Here is a 20,000-nt window from a genome sequence, read left to right as displayed (position 1 = left end):
CGCGTCAACCGGCCAGTGCGGCGGTTTCGTGCGTCAGCACCTCGCCGCGCAAGGTATAGGCCTTGGCCTCGGTGATGGTCACATCCACCATCTGACCCACCAGGCGGGGCTGGCCTACAAAGTTGACCACGCGGTTGCACTCGGTGCGGCCCATCAGTTCGGTGGCGTCGCGCTTGGAGGCACCTTCCACCAGTATGCGTTGTACCGTGCCCACGCGGCTTTCGCTGATGGACTTGATGTTGGCGTTGATGACGCCCTGCAGGTGCTGCAGGCGGCGCAGCTTCACGTCGTGCGGCGTGTCGTCGTGCAGGCCTGCTGCGGGGGTGCCGGGGCGGGGGCTGAAGATGAAGCTGAAGCTGTTGTCAAAGTGGATATCGTCGATGAGCTTCATCATCTTGTTGAAGTCGTCTTCCGTCTCGCCGGGGAAGCCTACGATGAAGTCGCTGCTCATGGCCAGGTCGGGGCGGATGGCGCGCAGCTTGCGCACCGTGCTCTTGTATTCCATGGCGGTGTAGCCGCGTTTCATGGCCATCAGGATGCGGTCGCTGCCGTGCTGCACGGGCAGGTGCAGGTGGCTGGCCAGCTTGGGCAGCTTGGCATAGGCCTCGATCAGCCGGGGTGTGAATTCGTTGGGGTGGCTGGTGGTGTAGCGGATGCGCTCAATGCCAGGGATGTCCGACACGTATTCGAGCAGCAGCGCAAAGTCGGCAATCTCTGCCGTGCCACCCATCTTGCCCAGGTAGGCATTCACGTTCTGGCCCAGCAGGGTGATTTCCTTCACGCCCTGGTCGGCCAGGCCCGCCACTTCGACCAGCACGTCGTCGAATGGGCGGCTCACCTCTTCGCCACGGGTGTAGGGCACCACGCAGTAGCTGCAATATTTGCTGCAGCCTTCCATGATCGACACAAAGGCCGACGCGCCTTCCACCCGCGCGGGTGGCAGGTGGTCGAACTTCTCGATTTCGGGAAAGCTGATGTCCACCTGGGGCTTGTCCAGCCGTTCACGCTGGTTGAGCATCTCGGGCAGGCGGTGCAGSGTCTGSGGGCCGAACACSAYGTCSACGTAGGGSGCGCGCKYGATGATSKCSGCGCCCTCCTGGCTSGCCACRCASCCGCCCACGCCGATCTTCACGCCSYGSGCCTTCAGGTGCTTSAYGCGGCCSAGGTCGCTGAAMACCTTYTCYTGCGCCTTCTCACGCACCGAGCAGGTGTTGAAGAGGATGAGGTCGGCTTCGTCCACGTTCTGCGTAGGCTCGTAGCCTTGGGCGGCGTTCAGCACGTCGGCCATCTTGTCCGAGTCGTACTCGTTCATCTGGCAGCCGAAGGTTTTGATAAAGACTTTTTTGGCCATGGCAATTTCGCAAAAGAGCAAGCAAACACCGCGCCCGGCAAGGTGCGGAGACTATGAATGTCACAACGGCGCGGTGGCTGTGCGGCCGCACCGGAAAGGAGTTACTTCAGAGCGGCGCCCGAGCCGGTCGTGATGTTGGTGACGATGGCGTCGCTGCCCTTGCGGGGCTGTGCGGCCTCGCTTTCGGTCAGGATCCATGCGGAATGCAGCATGCCGGTGCTGTTCTCCAGCACGTAGTTGACCTTGAAGGTCTGGCCCAGCACCGTGTGTGCCATGACCAAGGTGTTCTGGGGGCTGAACAGCCGCATGCCGGGGGCCATGCGGATGGTCTTGCCATTGAGTGTGGCTTCGGATGCGGTGTTGATGCTCAGCGTGCCCCGCAGTGCGGCTTCGGGGAAGGGGCGTGAGAGGCCCAGGCCTGGCTGGACTTGAGCCGAGGCCGGTGCCACGGCGCAGAGGGCCGCACAGGTCACCACGGCCATCCATGCGGCATGGAAAAAGCGGGGCCCCCGCTGGGCGGGGTAGCGGCTGGAAGAGGGTGTGGTGCAGCGGTTCATGGTTTACATCCAGGGGCTGAAGGCACAATTTTAGAAGGGGTTGCCAGCGTGGCATATCCCTCTGACAAGTCAAGCGGCTCTGTGCTTCGATGGGCACAGGAACAGGTTCTGAGGCTCGCCTGAAAGAAAAAACCCACAGTGGGTTGCCGCACTGTGGGTTTTTGTATTTGGTGGTCGTAGGTGGACTTGAACCACCGACATCAGCATTATGAATGCTGCGCTCTAACCAACTGAGCTATACGACCGGAAACCAGAATTATAGAACAAAAATTATTGGTGTGTGAAGTTTGCGGCGCGTTTGTTCATGAAGGCGTCCATGCCTTCTTTTTGGTCCTGCGTCGCAAACAGCGCGTGGAACAGGCGACGCTCAAACATCACGCCATCGGCGAGCGTGCCCTCGAAGGCGCGGTTGACCGATTCCTTGGCTGCCATGACAGCGATCTGCGAGAAGCCGGCAATCATGATGGCGGCGCCCAGTGCTTCGTCCATGAGCTTGTCGTAAGCCACCACGCGGCTGACCAGTCCGGCGCGCTCGGCTTCGGTCGCGTCCATCATGCGGCCTGTCAATGCCATGTCCATGGCCTTGGACTTGCCCACGGCGCGGGGCAGGCGCTGCGTGCCACCGGCACCAGGGATCACGCCCAGCTTGATYTCGGGCTGRCCGAAYTTGGCRTTGTCGGCSGCRATGATGAAGTCGCACATCATSGCCAGYTCGCAGCCGCCGCCCARTGCAAAGCCGCTSACGGCSGCGATSACGGGCTTGCGRATSGAGCGGATGGTCTCCCAGTTGCGSGTGATGTAGTCGCCCTTGTAGGTGTCAGCGAAGCTGTATTTGGCCATGGCGCCAATGTCCGCGCCCGCCGCAAAAGCCTTTTCGCTGCCGGTGATGATCATGCAGCCGATTTTCTCGTCAGCGTCGAACGCCTTGAGGGCAGCGCCCAGTTCATTCATGAGTTGGTCGTTCAGCGCGTTAAGCTGTTTGGGCCGGTTGAGGGTGATGATGCCGACCTTGTCCGCTTCAATGCGCACCTCGATGGTCTCGTAAGCCATGAAATCTCCTGGGGGTTATGGTTGGTTATGAAAGCTGCAGCAATATACCCAAGGCAGTGGGGCTTTGCTGCCGTCAGGCCAGCCAGCGTCCCGCTGCAGCGGCGTCTGTCACCGTCAGGCTGATGGTGTCTGGCGCCATGGATGTGGCGGTCGCGTTGCGCCGGCCCTTGGCAGGGGCTCCAGCTGCCTGGACCGGTGGTATCTCCAAGGACAGGCGCTGGAGTCGCCCGTCGCGGGCCACCAGTGCCTGCAGGGTGGTGTGGGTGCCCGCGTAGAACGTGACGTCGTCGAGCTTGCTGATGCGCCAGCCCTGGCCCTGCACTTCCACGCCCAGCCACTCGTCGCCTGCAGACATTCCTGCCTTCTCTGCGGCTCCGCCACGCAGCACGGTCTTGATCTGCACACTGTGGTTCTCGGCCACACGCAGGCCCAGGCGCTGGGCCAGCTGCGGCCGGTCGGCCTTGAGCGCCACGCCGTGGGCGGCCAGCAGCTCCTCCAGGGGTAGATCGGCTGTGCTGCGCACCCAGTGCGCCAGTTCCTTGTCGAATGGGCGGCCGGCCAGGTCGTGGAGCACGGCGCGCAGATCCGCTTCGGTCATTGGGCCGCCCGCGCAGCGCTCCCATAGTGCGCGCATCACATCGTCCAGCGTGGCTTTGCCCTCGCGCCGCAGGGCCAGGTCCAGGCACAGSGCCACCAGMGMGCCCTTGGTGTAGTAGCTGACGGTGGTGTTGGGTGTGTTCTCGTCCTGTCGGTAGTACTTCACCCACGCGTCAAAACTGGCCTGGGCCACGGTTTGTACCGACCGGCCGGGTGTTTGCAGCACCTGGTTGATGGTTTTGGTGATGAGCTTGAGGTAGGTTGCGTCGTCGAGCAGCCCGGCGCGGCGCAGCAGCARGTCGTCGTAGTAGCTSGTGAAGCCCTCGAAGAACCACAGCAACTCGGTGTAGTTCTCTCGCGCATAGTCGTAGCTAGTGAACTCGGCAGGCCGCAGGCGTTTGACGTTCCAGGTGTGAAAGTATTCGTGGCTGATGAGGCCCAGCAGTGTGGTGTAGCCCTCACTGGCTCGCACATCGCCCTGGCGGGGCAGGTCACGCCGCCCGCAGATCAGCGCCGTGGAGTTGCGGTGTTCCAGTCCCCCATAACCATCTCCCACGGCGTTGAGCATGAAGACGTAGCTTTTGAATGGCGCCTTGCCTTCGCGGTGCCAGAAACGGATGGCGGTTTCACAAATTTTCTGCGTGTCGGCCAGCAGGCGCTTGCCATCGAACGACGGAGCCGCACCTGCCACCACAAACTGGTGGGCAATGCCGCAGGCCTTGAAGCGCCCCACCCAGAAGTTACCCAACTCCACCGGGCAATCGACCAGTTCATCGTAGTCGGCCGCCGCGTACAGGCCAAACCCTTGCTTGTCGGCATCCAGGGGCCTTAGACCGGTGGCAGCAGCCCAGGTCGCCGTGGCCGCCGTGCGTGCCAGTTCCAGTGTGTGGGGCTGTTTCTCCTGGTCATGCACGCGCAGGCACAGACTGGTGCCGTTGAAAAAGCCGCGCGAGGTGTCCAGCCAGGCGGTGCGTACGGAGCTGTCGTAGGCGCACACCTGATAGGTCAGCACCAGGGGCTTGCGCTCCGTGCATTGCACTTGCCAGCGGTGCTTGTCCAGCTGGGCCGGTTGCAAAGCGCGTTGGCCTTGCCGAGCCGTTAGAACCTGCAGATTCTTGGAGAACTCCCGCACCAGGTAGCTGCCTGGAATCCAGACCGGCAGAGACAGCTCTTGCGATGCCGCGGGCCGCTGCACCGTCAGCGTCACAGTGAACAGATGTGCGTGCAGGTCTGTGGGTTCGACGCGGTAGTGAATGTCTGCAGCAGAGGCTTGGCGTGAGAGGGGCATGGCGTGTGCGACACAAGGGCCGCGCGGGGTCGTCGGTCAGGGGCGTTCAGCGGCTATCAATTGGCGGAGGGTGCATCGCTGGCGGCCTCGGCCAGGCGCTTTTCCACTTCCTGGGCACCTATGGCGCCAGGCACGCGGGTTCCATTGGCAAAAATCAGGGTGGGGGTGCCGGTGATCTTGTACTTCTTGCCAAAGGCCAGGTTGCGCTGCAGCGCGCTGGTGTCACAGCTAGCCGCCGGTGCGGGCTTGTCACGCACCATCTGGTCTTGCCACGCCGTGGCCTGGTCCTTGGAACACCAGATGTTGCGCGACTTTTCGGCCGAATCCGGGCTCAGGATGGGGTACAGGAACAGGTACACCGTCACGTTGTTGATCTGCTGCAAGTCGCGCTCAAAGCGCTTGCAGTAGCCGCAGTTGGGGTCCTCGAACACGGCCACCTTGCGCTTGCCGTCGCCGCGCACAATGGTTACGGCATCTTTCAGGGGCAGGGCCGAGAAGTTGACAGCTGTGAGTTTGCTGATGCGGTCTTCGGTCAGATTGCGGCGCGCCTTGGAGTCGATGAGTTCACCCTGGATCACATAGTCGCCCTTGGCGTCGGTGTAGAACAGGTCGGTGCCAATGCGCACTTCGTACAAGCCCTTCATGGGTGTGGGGCGCACTTCGTCGATCTTGTCCATTTGAGGAATGCGCCCGGCCAATGCCTTGCGGATGACGTCCTCTTGCGCCGTGGCGCACAGGCTCAGAGTGGCTGCCGCGACGGTCAGCAAAGCAGTGGTCAATTTCATCATGTTCCCGTTCAATCAAACTCGCGCGTTCAGCGCATCCCCATGGCCTGGCGGGCCACAAAATCCTTCAGCAGGCCGCTGTGTTCAAAGCCCTTCATGCCCCAGTTGCGCAGCGCTTGCCAGGGCGCCTCCGGGCGTGCAAACAGTTGCTGCAACCCGTCGGTGGCCAGGCCCATCGCTATCAGAGCCGCTTTTCGCTGGCGTTCGTAGCGCCGCAGCAGCCGCAGGTCGGCGACGCTGCGCCAGTAGTCGCGGGTGCGCAGCACATCGGCCAAGGCTGCCACATCGGCCAAGCCCAGGTTCAGCCCTTGCCCTGCCAGCGGATGCACGTTGTGCGCCGCGTCGCCTGCCAGTACCCAGCTGCGCGTAGCTGGGCCATTGGTCGCATTGGTCGATGCAGCACCGCACCAGCGGTCTGCCTTGGCCAGCTGCAGCGGCCAAGTGGCACGCTCGGCAATGAGCGCAATGCTGCCGAGCGCCTGCTGGCTCGCCGTCTGCAACTCGTGCGCAAAGGCGTCGGCCGGCAACGCCATCAGCGCGGAAACCCGCTCCTCAGGGACGGACCACACCACGGCCACAGAGTTCCCCTGGGCTCCCTCCAGCGGCAAAAAAGCCAGGATGCCTTGTGGCAAAAACCACTGGCGTGCGACCTGTGCATGCGGATGTTCGCAGCGCACCCGTGTGGCAATGGCGTGCTGGGCATAGGGCGTCACGTCAAAGTGCACGCCAAACTCGGACCGGGTGGTGCTGGCGCGTCCTTCGCACACGACGGTCAGGGGCGCAGCCACTGGGATATCCACCACCTCTACCAATGGCTGAAACCGCACAGCCTGTGCCAGTCGCTCTTCCAGGGCCGGCACATCCACGATCCAGGCGAGGGCTTCTACCCCCTGGGGGGTGGCATCGAAATGCACGCAGCCATCCTGATCGCCCTGCACCTGCATGTGCTTGACGGCGGTAGCGTGTTCGGCGTCGGGCCAGCTGCGCAGCGATTCGAGCAGGCTACGGGACGCTGCATTCAGGGCATAGGCCCGTACATCAGTGGCCGCCGCGCTGCGTGGAGCCGGGGCTGGTACCAGGGCCACCCTCAGTCGTTCCCGTGCCAGCAACAAGGCCAGGGTTCGGCCCACGATGCCGGTGCCACGAATACAGATATCAAAGGTTGGGGCCATGACAGGCATTGTAGGAGGGGTCTTACCCCCTGTAATGACAGGGCAGAATTGCGGTCTGGCCTTTCTGGCACCCTTCTTCAGGAGCACTTGGCGTGAGCTTCCCTTCCGAGTCTGATCTGTCCGGCACCATTGCGCGGCTGTTTGTGTATCCCGTCAAATCCTGTGCGGGCATCGAGGTGCAGCAGGCGCTGCTTACCGAGACCGGGCTGGATCTGGACCGCGCCTGGATGGTGGTGGACGCACAGGGCATGTTCCTCACCCAGCGCAGCCTGCCCCGCATGGCGCTGATCCGGCCCCAGCTCAAGAGTGACGAAATGGTGCTGCGGGCTCCGGGCATGCTGGCATTGCATGTGGCGATCGATGCGGTGGAAGCTCCGGCCACGGTGACCGTCTGGCGCGACACGGTGCCTGCGTGGGACATGGGCCCTGTGGCGGCCCAGTGGTTCAGCGACTTTCTGGGGCAGCCCTGCCGCCTGGTGCGGTTTGACCCGGAACATCGGCGGCTGTCCAGCCTGGAGTGGAYGGATGGCATGGAAGCTCCCAACCAGTTTGCTGACGGGTTTCCGCTGCTGGTGACCAGTGAGGCATCCCTGAAGGATCTCAACGCACGGCTCACGGCCGGCGGCCACGGCGCGGTGGGCATGGAGCGGTTCCGGCCCAACGTGGTGTTGGCGGGGGTGGATGCCCACGACGAGGACCGCGTGGATCTGATCCATGTGGAGGGTGATGGCACCGCCGACGTCCACATGCAACCGGTGAAGCCCTGCGCGCGATGCCCCATCCCCGACATCGACCCGGCCACGGCCGAGAGCCATCCGTCGGTGGGCGACACCCTGCGCACCTACCGCCAGGATAAGCGGCTGGACGGCGCCATCACGTTCGGCATGAACGCCATCGTGCGAAGCGGCGCAGGGCAGTGGCTGCGTGTGGGGCAACGCATTGCTGCCGATTTCCGGTTTGAATGACCGTCTGATTTGGGCCATCAGCACTGGGCACTGGGCGCGCCCGTAAAATCGGCGGTTTGTCTCCAGAACACCAGAAAGCCCTGCCATGAGCCTCCAATGCGGCATCGTSGGCCTGCCCAAYGTCGGCAAGTCCACCCTTTTCAAYGCGYTGACCAAGGCTGGTATTGCCGCCGAGAACTATCCCTTCTGCACCATCGAGCCCAACGTGGGCGTGGTGGAGGTGCCTGACCCCCGCCTCCAGCAGCTGGCCCAGATCATCTCGCCCGAGCGCATCGTTCCCGCCATCGTTGAGTTTGTGGACATTGCCGGCCTGGTGGCTGGCGCCAGCCAGGGTGAAGGCCTGGGCAACCAGTTCCTGGCCCACATCCGYGAAACCGACGCCAYCGTGAACGTSGTGCGCTGCTTYGAMGACGASAACGTGATCCAYGTGGCSGGCCRSGTSGACCCGATCTCCGACATCGAGGTGATCCAGACCGAGCTGTGCCTGGCTGACCTGGGCACGGTCGAGAAAGCCCTGAACCGATACACCAAGGCTGCCAAGTCGGGCAACGACAAGGATGCCGCCAAGCTGGTGGCGCTGCTCACCCGCATCCAGGCCGCACTCAACGAAGGCAAGCCTGCCCGCTCGGTCGAAATCACCAAGGAAGAGCAGCCGCTGCTCAAGTCCCTGTGCCTGATCACGGCCAAGCCCGCGATGTTCGTGGGCAACGTGAGTGAAGACGGCTTCGAGAACAACCCGTTCCTGGACCGCCTCAAGGACTATGCTGCCAGCCAGAATGCGCCCGTGGTTGCCATCTGCGCCAAGATGGAGGCCGAGATGGCCGAGATGAGCGACGAAGACCGCGACATGTTCCTGGCCGAAATGGGGCAGACAGAACCAGGCCTGGCGCGCCTGATCCGTGGCGCCTTCAAGCTGCTGGGCCTGCAGACCTACTTCACCGCTGGCGTGAAGGAGGTGCGCGCCTGGACCATCCACATTGGCGACACCGCGCCCCAGGCTGCTGGTGTGATCCACGGCGACTTCGAGCGCGGCTTCATCCGTGCGCAGACGATCGCCTTCGAGGACTTCATTGCCTACAAGGGCGAGCAGGGCGCCAAGGATGCCGGCAAGATGCGTGCCGAAGGCAAGGAGTACGTGGTCAAGGATGGTGACGTGCTGAACTTCCTGTTCAACGTCTGACCCTGCTGCAGGCTCCTCGGGGCCTGCGTGCGCTGTGTTGCCCGTCATCCCTGTCTGCCCCCGGGCGGGCAGGGATTTTTTCTGGCGCCTTCCCGCTCCAGAGCAACCCGGGTAAGGCCATGCCTTTGTTCACTCTTTGATGGTTTTTCACGCATGAATACAGGAATCCTCTACGCTGCCCTGGCCTATGTTGCCTGGGGGCTGTTCCCGTTGTACTTCAAGCAGGTGGCCGATGTACCCTCGCTGGAGGTGGTGATGCACCGCACGCTGTGGTCGCTGGCCGTGGTGCTGGGGCTGCTGGCCGTGCGCAGGCAATGGGCGTGGATGGCATCTGTGGTGCGCCAGCCGCGGGTGCTCGGCGCATTTGCATTGTCGGCCGTGCTGTTGTCGGGCAACTGGCTGACCTACGTGTGGGCGGTGCAGAACCACCATGTGGTCGATGCCAGTCTGGGGTATTTCATCTTGCCACTGGTGAACGTGGCGCTGGGCTTCGTGTTCCTGCGCGAGCGCCCCCGGCCCGGGCAGTGGCTGGCCGTGGCGGTGGCTGCGGCCGGTGTGCTGTGGCTGGCCGTGCAGGCAGGGCGCCTGCCCTGGATCGCGCTGGTGCTGGCACTGACCTTTGGCTTCTATGGCCTGCTGCGCAAGGTAGCGGTGCTGGGCGCGCTGGAGGGGCTTACCTTGGAGACCCTGATGCTGGCGCCGGTGGCGGCAGTGGTGCTGGCCTGGTGGAGCTGGCAAGGACAGGGCGCTCTGGTGCAGGGCGATGCGTCTACTGTGGGTTGGCTGCTGTTGGCCGGGCCCATGACGGCCGTACCTTTGCTGCTGTTTGCCGCTGGCGCGCGGCGCATTCCCATGTCCACGCTGGGCATCCTGCAATACATCTCGCCCAGCCTCCAGTTTGCGCTGGGGGTGTGGGTGTACCACGAGGCCTTTCAGCCCGCGCGGCTGGTGGGTTTTGTTTTGATCTGGGCCGCGCTGCTGGTGTACAGCGTGGAGGGCTGGTGGACGCGTCAGCGGATGGCGGTGGCCTGAACCGCCAGGGGCGGTCCCTGTCGCCTGGGCTACTGGAAAACGCGCAGTTCGATTCTGTCAGCCACGCGTAAGATCCTGCGATTTGTCTGACGGGTGCTGCGCGTGTGTTGCTGCACCGCCCACCCACATATCCAGGCCAGAGCCCGCCACCACATGCTTTTTGGACGCAAAAACCTGTTTTCGGCGACGGATGCCTTCCCGTTGACCGATGCCGTGCTGGAGTTCGACGATTCGTCTTCAGTCGCTGTGCGACCTGGACGGCGCGCGCTGGATGGCTTTGGCCCCCGGGGAGAGCGCAGTGCGCAGTCCAAGTGGTGGGCTGTGGCGGGGCTCATTGGCCTGTACGCCCTGGCCCTGCTGGGGTTCTATGCGTTGGGCGTGGTGGGGGTCCAGGTGCTGTGGGTGCTGGCCGGTCTGACGACGGCGGGCTTCGCGGTGTTTGGTGCCTTGTTCCGTTTGGGCCTGCACCACAAACTGCGGCTGCGCCATCTCAAGCTGGGCATCGTGGTGGCTTCCATCTGCGGCATGCTGGGGTTGTTCTACCTGGAGCCTGTCACGCAGATTCTGTTGGCCCCCTTCATGTTTGTGGCAGTGGCTTACGGCATCTTTACCGTACCCCGGCGCACGTTGCTGGTGCTGACGGCCGGGGTGTTGTGCGCTTATGCGGCAGTGGCAGCCGCGCACTACGCAGAGCAGGGCAACGACGCCCTGCTGCGGCTGGAGCTGATGCACCTGCTGGCGCTGGCTGTATCGGTACCTGCGTTCATCGTGCTCATGGGCCGCGTGCAGCGGCTGTACCGCAGCCTCTACCAGGCCAGCCGCAAGATCAAGAACATCCAGGAAGATGCGCAGCGCGACACTTTGCTGGGCTGTTTCAACCGCCGCTACATCTTGGCGGCGCTTGAAGAGCAAAAGCAGCTGGCCGACGAAAGCGGGATTCCGCTGTGCCTGGCCGTGCTGGACATTGACCATTTCAAACGCATCAATGACGAGCTGGGTCACCTGGGGGGCGACGAGGTGTTGCGCACCTTTGCGCGCATTGCGCAGCAGGGCGTGCGCGGTGGCGACGTGTTTGGGCGCTACGGTGGCGAGGAGTTCTTGCTGATCTTCCCGGCGACTTCGTTGCTGCCCTCGCTCAACACCTGCGAACGCATTCGGGCCCAGGTCGAGTCGCACGCCTGGACGGGCCTGCTCAAAGGCCGCGTGACGGTGTCCATCGGTGTGACCCAGTATGTGCTGGGCGAGTCGGTGCTGGAGTTCTTCTCGCGGGCGGACACTGCCATGTACATGGCCAAGGAGGGTGGGCGCAACCAGGTGGTGGTCGAGGAGCCCATCGCCAAAGGCGACTCTCAGCTGTCGGACCTGTCGATCCCCAGCGGCCACGCTTTCTTGTAGTTTCTGGCCATTGGCTGGCGGTGTGCCGGCTATCGTTTGTGCTGATCGGGTTGACAAGCGGCCTGCGGCGCCCACACTGAGGGTCTGTTCCCACTTGCGCGTTGGGTGGCATCGCACCGTGCTGCGCCGGCGCGTGGGTGCCGAAGCCCAGGCCCCGCGTCCGTTCCATGTCCCCATCCACTGACCTGTCGGCCGAATTCGCCACTGCCCAGCAGCGCGTGCGCATGCTGCAGCAGCAACCACAGGCTTTCCCGCATCCGGTAGACCCGATGGAGCCCGTGGAATGTATAGAAACCCACATCTCGTGGGTGCTGCTGGCCGGTGACTTCGCCTACAAGTTCAAAAAGCCACTGCAGCTGGATTTTCTGGACTTCAGCACGCGGGCGCTACGGCATGCGGCCTGCGAGGAAGAGCTGCGCATCAACCGCCGGACGGCGCCGGGCCTTTACCTGGGCGTTGTCGGCTTGGTGAGCGATGCGGCAAAAGATGCTCCTGCCACGCTGCGGGTGGTGCCCTGGCAAGGCGCTCCACCAGGCGCCGAGCCCGCCGTGTGGATGCGGCGTTTTGCCCAGGAGGCACTGCTTGCTACCGCATTGGACGCACATCGTGTTTCACCTGCGCAGATCGACCAGCTGGCGCGCCATGTGGCGCAGTTTCATGCCACGGCCGCCGTCGCCGCAGGCGCCACCACCTGGGGCACCGCAGCGGCGGTGCAAGCGCCGGTGGGTGACTGCCTGGCGGCTCTGCTCCCCTCCGTGGCAGGCGCACTGCCTGGTCAGGGGCCATTGCTGGCGCAGGTGACCAGCTGGTGCCAGCATGAGGGGCAGGCCCTGGCCCCCACGTTCGAGGCGCGCCGGGCAGCCGGTCGGGTGCGCGAGTGCCATGGCGATTTGCACCTGGCCAACATTGCGCTCATCGATGGTGAGGCCCAGCTGTTCGACGCCCTGGAGTTCAGCCCCGCCTTGCGCTGGATCGACTGCGTGGCTGACATCGCCTTTGCGGTGATGGACCTCGCGGCCCATGGTCGGGCGGATCTGGCCTGGCGGTTCTTGAACCGGTGGCTCGAACACACCGGGGACTATGCAGGCCTGGTGGTGTTGCGTTACTACGGCTGCTACCGTGCCCTGGTGCGGGCGCGGGTTGCAGCCCTGCGGATGGACCCCACCGGTGGCGGCAGTGGCAGCGGGCACGCTGCACAAACCGTGGAGGGATATCTGGAGCTGGCGGCAGGCTTTGCAGGACAACGGCCTGCACGCTGGTCCACGGCGTGCTCTGCCAGCTTGTGGCTGGCCCATGGCTTTTCGGGCGCGGGCAAGAGCACCCATGCGCTGGCCTTGGCGTGCCAGCGTGGCATGGTGCGTGTGCGGGCCGATGTGGAGCGCAAGCGCCTGTTTGGCCTGGCGCCGGATGCTGCCAGCGACGGGATACCGGGCGGCATCTACACCGCAGAGGCCACACTGCGCACGCACCAGCGGCTGGCGCAAGTGGCGCGCGAGGTGCTGGCGGCAGGCTACTCCGTGATTGTGGATGCCACCTTGCTGGACCGTGATGCCCGTGCACTTTTCCTGGAGCTGGCCGCTGCCGCGCAAGTGCCCTGCCACATTCTGTCGTTCGAGGCCCCCCTGCCGGTGCTGCGCGAGCGCGTCCGCCAGCGCGCGCTGGCCGGAGGCGGTGCGTCAGAGGCGGACGTGGCGGTGCTGGACGCCCAGTGGGCCCGCGCCCACCCCCTGCAGCCTCACGAAGAGGCCATCACGCTGCACGTGGACACCACGGTGCCCGTGGACTGGGACCGTCTGCTGCCACACTGACCCCGGTGGCACCGGCGGGGCGCTACGGGGCCAGGTGGCCGGGCATGAAGTACAGCAGCACGCTCGTCATCACGAGGTAGCGCAGGAACTTGCCCACGGCCATATAGGCCAGACATTGCCAGAACGGCAGCTTGAGCCAGCCGGCCACCGCGCACAGCGGGTCGCCCACGACCGGCAGCCAGCTCAAGAGGCAGGCCCGCGCGCCAAAGCGCTTGAGCCAGCTCAGTGCCCGCACCTCGGTGGCATTGCCGCGCGCCTTGTCCACCGCCTTGTGCGCACCCAGGCCCATCCACCAGCTCACGCCGCCGCCCAGGGTGTTGCCGAGGGTGGCCACGACGATGGCGGGCCAGAACAGGTCGGGGTTGAGCTTGATGAGACCGAACACAGCTGGCTCAGAGCCCAGCGGCAGCAGCGTGGCCGAGACAAAAGACACCACAAAGACTGTGCTGAGTCCGAATTGCGGCAGGGCCAGCCATTCGAGCAGCTGGTGCATCCAGATTTCCATAGCCGCCGAGTGTAGGGGGCGGGTGGGGCTCCATGTGCCCCAGGGGGATCTGTCCTACAGGGGAGCGCGCCATCGGCGCATGGCTGGGTTGCAGCGTCTTTTGTATCGTGAAAACACATTGGCCCTGAATGACAACCCCAGGAGGTCGCCCATGCCGGTATTGCCCACAACGTCCCAACCGCGCCGCTTGAACCCCTCGGTTGCTTTGCCGCCCGCGACCCGCTGGTCTTCGGCCGCCATGGCCCTGTTGCTGGCGGCCTGCGTGCACAGCCCGCAGGCTGCCGTACCCAGCCCTGGACTGCAAGGAGGTCCAAGCCTGTGGGAGCACACCGCGATAGCGCCTTGCGACAGGGCGCCCACCGCACGGCCGGCGCTGGAGCGCATTGGCCGCGAGCTGCAATCCCAGGGCATGGCGCTGCAGGCCACCTGCAACACCGTCAGCGGTGGCTGGGTGGTGCAGGTGCAGGTGGTGGATGGCACCAAGGCCCACAAGGTGGTGCGCGGGCCGCTGGCCGATGGGCAGGCCGTGGACATGGGCACTCCGGCGGGCGCTGCGCGCTCGGAGGCGGCGGCGGGCGCCAGCGGTTTCTCCCCGGACGTGCTGCACAACCGCCAGTGGCTGCGGGAGCTCATGGCGCGCCACCAGTTCGACAACCTGCCGGATGCCTGGTGGCATTTCGCGCAGCGGGGTGTGCCGCCCGCACAGGCTGCAGACACCGATCTCGCCGCACGGTGAACCTGCACTCGGCGCGTTGAGACGCTGCGGAGCTTGCGCCACAGGGCCCGAGTGGGGGGCGAGGGAAGCGTCCAGTGGGCTGACTCAATGGAGCCCGACCGGCAGATAGATACGGTGTGTGCTCCATTTCAGTTGCTGAAATTTTGAGCAGGTACAATCCCGCCTCCTTTTTCAGCATCTGTTGCTGCCTCCCCCTCCCTATCCCCGCCCATGCAAATTGGCCACATTCCTTTGGCGAACCGGTTGTTCGTCGCCCCGATGGCGGGCGTCACGGACCGGCCGTTCCGCCAGCTGTGCAAGGCGCTGGGTGCGGGCTATGCGGTGAGCGAGATGGTGACCTCGCGCAAGGATTTGTGGAACAGCCTCAAGACCTCGCGCCGGGCCAACCATGAAGGGGAGCCTGGGCCCATTGCCGTGCAGATCGCCGGCACCGATGCACCGATGATGGCCGAGGCTGCGGTCTACAACGTGGAACGCGGCGCGCAGATCATCGACATCAACATGGGCTGCCCGGCCAAGAAGGTCTGCAACAAATGGGCGGGCTCCGCCCTGATGCAAAACGAGGCGCTGGCGGTGGAGATCGCCGCTGCGGTGGTCGAGGCCTGCGCTCCTTTCAACGTGCCTGTCACGCTGAAGATGCGCACCGGCTGGTGCCAGGAGCACAAGAACGCCGTGGCATTGGCGCGGCAGTTCGAAAGCGTGGGCATCCAGATGCTCACCGTGCACGGCCGCACGCGCGAGCAGGGCTACAAGGGCCATGCGGAGTACGACACCATTGCCGCCGTCAAGGCGGCGGTGAAGGTGCCTGTGGTGGCCAACGGCGACATCACCTCGCCCGAGAAGGCGCGCGACGTGCTCGCCGCCACCGGTGCCGACGCGATCATGATCGGCCGCGCCGCACAGGGCCGGCCATGGATCTTCCGCGAGATCGGCCACTTTCTGGCCACGGGCGAATACCTGGCACCACCGCTGGTGGCCGAGGTGCGGCGCCTGCTGCTGGACCACCTGCAAGACCACTACAGCCTGTATGGCGAGCTGACCGGCGTGCGCAGTGCGCGCAAGCACATTGCCTGGTACCTGCGCGCGCTGCCGGGCGGCGAGGCCTTGCGGGCACATATCAATACGATCGAAGACTGCACCACACAGTGGCAGGCCGTGGCCGACTACCTGGACGCCCTGGGCCAACAGATGGACCGGCTGCCTGCCGCCACCGACGTGGATGCCGACACAGAAGAACAAGAGGGATTGGTTGCATGAGCAAGAAACACATCGAAGAATGCGTGCGCGAAAGCCTGCAGGGCTACTTTCGCGACCTGGGCGGCGAGACGCCCGATGGCATGTACGACATGCTGGTGCGTGTGGTCGAAAGGCCACTGCTGGAAGTCGTGATGCAGCAGGCCGACAACAACCAGTCGCGCGCCGCCGAATGGCTGGGCCTGAACCGCAACACCCTGCGCAAGAAGCTGGTCGAGCACAAGCTGCTCTGACCAAGTCTGTCTGATTGCTATTTATTTTGTAGCTGCTTGAGCATGATGCACTAGCGCTACAGCCCGTTTTTATTCAAAACCTCCGCACCACCACCATGAACGCACTTCTCTCCGTCTCTGACAAGACCGGCATCGTCGAATTCGCGCAAGCGCTGCAYGCGCTGGGCATCAAGCTGCTGTCCACCGGCGGCACSGCCAAGCTGCTGGCCGACAAGGGCCTGCCCGTGACCGARGTGGCCGAAGTCACCCAGTTCCCCGAGATGCTGGACGGCCGCGTGAAGACGCTGCACCCCAAGGTGCACGGCGGCCTGCTGGCCCGCCGCGAGCTGCCCGAACACATGGCGGCATTGAAGGAGCACGGCATCGACACCATCGACCTGCTGGTGGTSAAYCTSTAYCCSTTYGAAGCCACSGTGGCCAAGGCCGGCTGCACGCTSGMMGACGCSATCGAGAACATCGACATCGGCGGMCCSGCCATGGTGCGCAGCGCKGCCAAGAACTGGAAGGACGTGGGCGTGATCACCTCGGCCGACCAGTACGACGCCGTGCTGGCCGAGCTGAAGGCCGGTGGCAAGTTGAGCGACAAGCTGCGCTTTGCGCTGTCGGTGGCCGCGTTCAACCGCATCGCGCAGTACGACGGCGCCATCAGCGACTACCTCTCGTCCGTCACGTTCGAAGAAGAAAAACTGTCGGAAAGCTACGTGCCCACGCGCACCCAGTTCCCCGGCCAGAGTAACGGCATCTTCACCAAGGTGCAGGACCTGCGCTACGGCGAAAACAGCCACCAGCAGGCCGCGCTGTACCGCGACCTGCACCCCGCGCCCGGCTCCCTGGTCACCGGCGTGCAGCTGCAGGGCAAGGAGCTTTCGTACAACAACATCGCCGACGCCGATGCCGCCTGGGAATGCGTAAAGAGCTTTGAAGCGGCCGCCTGCGTGATCGTCAAGCACGCCAACCCCTGCGGCGTGGCCGTGGGCCTGGACGCGCTGAGCGCCTACAGCAAGGCCTTCCAGACCGACCCCACCAGCGCCTTCGGCGGCATCATCGCCTTCAACCGCGTGGTGGACGGCCAGGCGGCGGCCCAGGTGAGCAAACAGTTTGTGGAGGTGCTGATGGCCCCCGACTTCACCGCCGAGGCGCTGGAGATCTTCAAGGCCAAAGCCAATGTGCGTCTGCTCAAGATCGCGTTGCCCGCACACGGTGGCAAGACCGACTGGGAACGCGGCCGTAACGCCATGGATGCCAAGCGCATTGGCTCGGGCCTGCTGCTGCAGACCGCTGACAACCACGAGCTGTCGCTCATCGACCTCAAGGTCGTGACGAAGAAGCAGCCCACGCTGGAAGAAATGGAAGACCTGCTGTTCGCCTGGAAGGTCGCCAAGTACGTCAAGAGCAACGCCATCGTCTTCTGCAAGGGCGGCATGACCATGGGCGTGGGTGCGGGCCAGATGAGCCGCCTGGACTCGGCCCGCATCGCCAGCATCAAGGCAGGCCACGCAGGCCTGACCTTGCAAGGCACGGTCGTAGCGAGCGACGCCTTCTTCCCCTTCCGCGACGGCCTGGACGTGGTGGTTGATGCGGGCGCTACCTGCGTGATCCAGCCCGGTGGTTCGATGCGCGACAACGAAGTGATCGACGCCGCCAACGAGCGTGGCGTGGCCATGGTCTTCAGCGGTGTGCGCCACTTCCGCCACTGAGATGATGGGTATCGCGACGGGGCTCGCGGCGGTGCGCGCGCATGCACCGCGACGATGAGACCCCGCCGCCCCGGCCCCGCTGGCTGGGGTGGGCACTGATGGTGTTCATGGCACTGGTGGTGCTGGGCATGCTCAACCTGGGCTGGCGCATGCTGCAGCCGGGGCCGGGCGCTGCGAGTGCCGCTGAGGGCGCGTCGGGTGCAGGCGGGTTAGAAGGCAGCGCTGCCTCACCGCCCTCCGCACCGGCCGGACTTCGCCTGGTGGAGGCATCCGATTGCCTGCGCTGCCATGGCATGGAGCGCTACTACGTAGGCCCGTCGTTCCAGCAGGTAGCAGCGCGGTACCGTGACCGCGCCGACGCAGTCGATTACCTGGCCGGCAAGATCCGCAACGGCAGTGTGGGCGAGTGGGGCCGCACCTTGATGCCGCGCCACCTGCAAGTCACGGAAGCCCAGGCGCGCGAGATGGCGCAGTGGCTGGTGTCGCTGCCGGTGCCGACCGCAGCGGCACAGGGCGCGTCGGCCGCAGAGCCCGCATCCGCCGCCCGCTGAATGGCGATGGCGGCCGGGTCTGGAGGCCTGCTGGGGCTCAGGCCCCAAAGTTCATCGGCAGGCCCACATAGTTTTCCGCCAGCGACACCGAGGCCGCACGAGAGTGCACCAGGTAGTCCAGCTCCGCTTCCTGGATCTTCTGGCCGAACTCGCCGGTTTCCGGAAAGCGGTGCATCAGCGAAGTGAACCACCAGGAGAAGCGCTCGGCACGCCACACACGGCGCAGGCAGCGGTCGGAGTAGGTGTCGATGCCAACGGCTGACTTTTCTTTGTAGAACTCGGTCAGCGCGGTCCACAGATAACCCACGTCGCTGGCGGCCAGGTTCAGGCCCTTGGCGCCCGTGGGTGGCACGATGTGGGCAGCATCACCGGCCAGGAACATGCGGCCAAAGCGCATGGGCTCGGCCACAAAGCTGCGCAGCGGGGCGATGCTCATCTCCAGAGCGGGGCCGGTCACCAGATTGGCGCGGGCCTCGGGGTCCAGGCGGTTGCCCAGCTCGGTCCAGAACTGGTCGATGGTCCAGTTCTCGACCTTGTCAGTCGTAGGCACCTGCACGTAGTAGCGGCTGCGCGTGGCGCTGCGCATGCTGCACAGCGCAAACCCGCGTTCGGTGTTGGCATAGATGAGTTCGTGCGACACCGGTGGCACATCGGCCAGCACACCCAGCCAGCCAAAGGGGTACACGCGCTCATAGGTCTTGAGCAGGTCGGCCGGTGCGCTGGCGCGGCACACGCCGTGGTAGCCGTCGCAGCCCGCGATGAAGTCACACGCCAGCTCGTGGGTCTGGCCGTCCTTTTCGTACGTCACGCGTGGGTGCTGGCCGTCAAAGTCTTGCACTTGCACGTTCTGTGCGTCGTACACGGTGGTGAGGCCGGCCGCTGCGCGCGCATCCATCAGGTCGCGCGTGACTTCGGTCTGGCCGTACACCGTCACGCGGCTGCCGCCGGTCAGCTCGTGCAGATCGATGCGGTGGCGCTGGCCCTTGAACAGCAGCTCGATGCCGTCGTGGGGCAGGCCCTCGGCATGGGCACGGGCGCTCACGCCCGCCTGGTCCAGCAGGTCCATGCAGACCTTCTCCAGCACCCCGGCGCGGATGCGGCCGAGCACGTAGTCGGGGCTGCGCTGCTCGATGATGACGGCGTCAACGCCGGACTTGTGAAGCAACTGACCGAGCAGCAGGCCGGCGGGGCCGGCACCAACGATGGCAACCTGGGTGCGCATGGGAAACCTCTGGGAATGGGGTGGGGGAGATGGGGATACCGAAAACCAGTGGCCTTGAGCGTAGGTTGATCCAGATCAAAGCGATATCCGGCGCTGCCGATTGCGTGCGATCAGTCGATGCTTTGTGCGATGATCGCGCAGTCTCCAGGGTGATGCGGGTGGTCAGGCCCGGTGGTGAGTGCACCGAGTCGCTGCAGGGCCCCGGTAACCTCGGCGTTCGAACCCCGCTCAATCCCCCGGTCCCCAACCCGTCACCCCCATGGCTTCCACTCCCATCGCCAAGGCAGACTTCATCGAAGGCATGGCCAAAGGCATGGCCGTGCTGGAGAGTTTCGACACCGAGCGCCAGCGTCTGAACGCCACACTGGCGGCGCAGCGCACCGGCCTCACGCGGGCAGCGGCGCGGCGGCACCTGTTGACCCTGGCGCACCTGGGGTATCTGGAGACGGATGGCAGCTACTTCTGGCTGGCGCCCAAGGTGCTTCGGTTTTCGGGCAGCTACCTCGCGTCTGCCCGGCTGCCGCGCGTGCTGCAACCCACGCTGAACCGGCTGGCAGCCCAGACCCAGCAGTCATTCTCGGCGGTGGTGCTGGATGGGGATGAGGTGGTGATCGTGGCGCGC

The 20,000-nt window shown here is 64.9% G+C and carries 19 protein-coding genes and 1 tRNA gene; 11 read left to right on the top strand and 9 right to left on the bottom strand.

Annotated elements, in window-relative coordinates; genetic code table 11:
• Positions 1 to 4 precede the first annotated feature (4 nt).
• From miaB to AC04MI_RS07860, 7 genes are all read right to left on the bottom strand, one after another.
• Positions 5 to 1,351, bottom strand: coding sequence for a tRNA (N6-isopentenyl adenosine(37)-C2)-methylthiotransferase MiaB (miaB, locus tag AC04MI_RS07890; protein ID WP_476497527.1), 1,347 nt, complete (start codon positions 1,349 to 1,351; stop codon positions 5 to 7).
• Between the two features lie 101 nt (positions 1,352 to 1,452).
• The gene (locus AC04MI_RS07885; RefSeq protein WP_056066296.1) at positions 1,453 to 1,908 is read right to left on the bottom strand and encodes a hypothetical protein; all 456 of its coding nucleotides are present in this window, start codon (positions 1,906 to 1,908) and stop codon (positions 1,453 to 1,455) included.
• 168 nt (positions 1,909 to 2,076) lie between these two features.
• Positions 2,077 to 2,153 (bottom strand) — tRNA-Met (locus tag AC04MI_RS07880).
• 25 nt (positions 2,154 to 2,178) lie between these two features.
• On the bottom strand, positions 2,179 to 2,958 hold the full coding sequence (locus tag AC04MI_RS07875; RefSeq protein WP_436077618.1) for an enoyl-CoA hydratase: 780 nt from the start codon (positions 2,956 to 2,958) through the stop codon (positions 2,179 to 2,181).
• A gap of 73 nt (positions 2,959 to 3,031) precedes the next feature.
• Positions 3,032 to 4,843 (bottom strand): M61 family metallopeptidase, encoded by a 1,812-nt coding sequence (locus AC04MI_RS07870; RefSeq protein ID WP_476497526.1) that lies wholly within the window; start codon positions 4,841 to 4,843, stop codon positions 3,032 to 3,034.
• A gap of 56 nt (positions 4,844 to 4,899) precedes the next feature.
• Positions 4,900 to 5,628, bottom strand: a complete 729-nt coding sequence (locus AC04MI_RS07865) for a DsbC family protein (RefSeq protein WP_436077620.1) — start codon at positions 5,626 to 5,628, stop codon at positions 4,900 to 4,902.
• A 29-nt stretch (positions 5,629 to 5,657) separates the two neighbouring features.
• A complete protein-coding gene (locus AC04MI_RS07860; protein ID WP_288852993.1) occupies positions 5,658 to 6,800 on the bottom strand; it encodes an FAD-dependent monooxygenase in 1,143 nt (380 codons plus the stop codon).
• Between the two features lie 92 nt (positions 6,801 to 6,892).
• On the opposite strand from AC04MI_RS07860, the gene AC04MI_RS07855 reads away from it, so the two are divergent.
• The 5 genes from AC04MI_RS07855 (at position 6,893) to AC04MI_RS07835 (ending at position 13,180) form a co-directional block, all read left to right on the top strand.
• A complete protein-coding gene (locus AC04MI_RS07855; protein ID WP_476497524.1) occupies positions 6,893 to 7,765 on the top strand; it encodes an MOSC domain-containing protein in 873 nt (290 codons plus the stop codon).
• 85 nt (positions 7,766 to 7,850) lie between these two features.
• Positions 7,851 to 8,945: a redox-regulated ATPase YchF gene (gene ychF, locus AC04MI_RS07850; protein ID WP_476497522.1), complete on the top strand. Its 1,095-nt coding sequence runs from the start codon at positions 7,851 to 7,853 to the stop codon at positions 8,943 to 8,945.
• A gap of 153 nt (positions 8,946 to 9,098) precedes the next feature.
• The gene (gene rarD / locus AC04MI_RS07845; protein WP_121942072.1) at positions 9,099 to 9,977 is read left to right on the top strand and encodes an EamA family transporter RarD; all 879 of its coding nucleotides are present in this window, start codon (positions 9,099 to 9,101) and stop codon (positions 9,975 to 9,977) included.
• Between the two features lie 153 nt (positions 9,978 to 10,130).
• Positions 10,131 to 11,372: a GGDEF domain-containing protein gene (locus AC04MI_RS07840; protein WP_108499042.1), complete on the top strand. Its 1,242-nt coding sequence runs from the start codon at positions 10,131 to 10,133 to the stop codon at positions 11,370 to 11,372.
• 167 nt (positions 11,373 to 11,539) lie between these two features.
• The gene (locus AC04MI_RS07835; protein ID WP_436077622.1) at positions 11,540 to 13,180 is read left to right on the top strand and encodes a bifunctional aminoglycoside phosphotransferase/ATP-binding protein; all 1,641 of its coding nucleotides are present in this window, start codon (positions 11,540 to 11,542) and stop codon (positions 13,178 to 13,180) included.
• Positions 13,181 to 13,202: 22 nt separating this feature from the next.
• Here the strand turns inward: AC04MI_RS07835 and AC04MI_RS07830 are convergent, their stop codons facing one another.
• Positions 13,203 to 13,685 (bottom strand): YqaA family protein, encoded by a 483-nt coding sequence (locus AC04MI_RS07830; RefSeq protein WP_108499043.1) that lies wholly within the window; start codon positions 13,683 to 13,685, stop codon positions 13,203 to 13,205.
• A 151-nt stretch (positions 13,686 to 13,836) separates the two neighbouring features.
• On the opposite strand from AC04MI_RS07830, the gene AC04MI_RS07825 reads away from it, so the two are divergent.
• From AC04MI_RS07825 to AC04MI_RS07805, 5 genes are all read left to right on the top strand, one after another.
• Entirely contained in the window at positions 13,837 to 14,421 is a 585-nt protein-coding gene (locus AC04MI_RS07825; protein WP_436077623.1) for a M15 family metallopeptidase domain-containing protein, read from the top strand.
• Positions 14,422 to 14,631: 210 nt separating this feature from the next.
• Positions 14,632 to 15,678: a tRNA dihydrouridine synthase DusB gene (dusB, locus tag AC04MI_RS07820; RefSeq protein ID WP_192420427.1), complete on the top strand. Its 1,047-nt coding sequence runs from the start codon at positions 14,632 to 14,634 to the stop codon at positions 15,676 to 15,678.
• Entirely contained in the window at positions 15,675 to 15,908 is a 234-nt protein-coding gene (locus AC04MI_RS07815; protein ID WP_015015597.1) for a Fis family transcriptional regulator, read from the top strand. The genes dusB and AC04MI_RS07815 overlap by 4 nt, the downstream gene beginning before the upstream one ends.
• A 95-nt stretch (positions 15,909 to 16,003) precedes the next feature.
• A complete protein-coding gene (gene purH / locus AC04MI_RS07810; RefSeq protein ID WP_476497521.1) occupies positions 16,004 to 17,605 on the top strand; it encodes a bifunctional phosphoribosylaminoimidazolecarboxamide formyltransferase/IMP cyclohydrolase in 1,602 nt (533 codons plus the stop codon).
• A 41-nt stretch (positions 17,606 to 17,646) separates the two neighbouring features.
• Positions 17,647 to 18,156, top strand: a complete 510-nt coding sequence (locus AC04MI_RS07805) for a c-type cytochrome (RefSeq protein ID WP_436077625.1) — start codon at positions 17,647 to 17,649, stop codon at positions 18,154 to 18,156.
• Between the two features lie 37 nt (positions 18,157 to 18,193).
• Here AC04MI_RS07805 and pobA read toward each other — a convergent pair whose 3' ends face one another.
• Positions 18,194 to 19,378, bottom strand: coding sequence for a 4-hydroxybenzoate 3-monooxygenase (gene pobA / locus AC04MI_RS07800; RefSeq protein WP_436077626.1), 1,185 nt, complete (start codon positions 19,376 to 19,378; stop codon positions 18,194 to 18,196).
• Positions 19,379 to 19,637: 259 nt separating this feature from the next.
• On the opposite strand from pobA, the gene AC04MI_RS07795 reads away from it, so the two are divergent.
• The coding region (locus AC04MI_RS07795) for a helix-turn-helix domain-containing protein (protein WP_476497520.1) at positions 19,638 to 20,000 on the top strand (363 nt) is incomplete at its 3' end.

It is taken from the genome of Acidovorax sp. LjRoot204, assembly GCF_056175785.1.
This window is presented reverse-complemented; position numbering and strand designations above follow the sequence as displayed.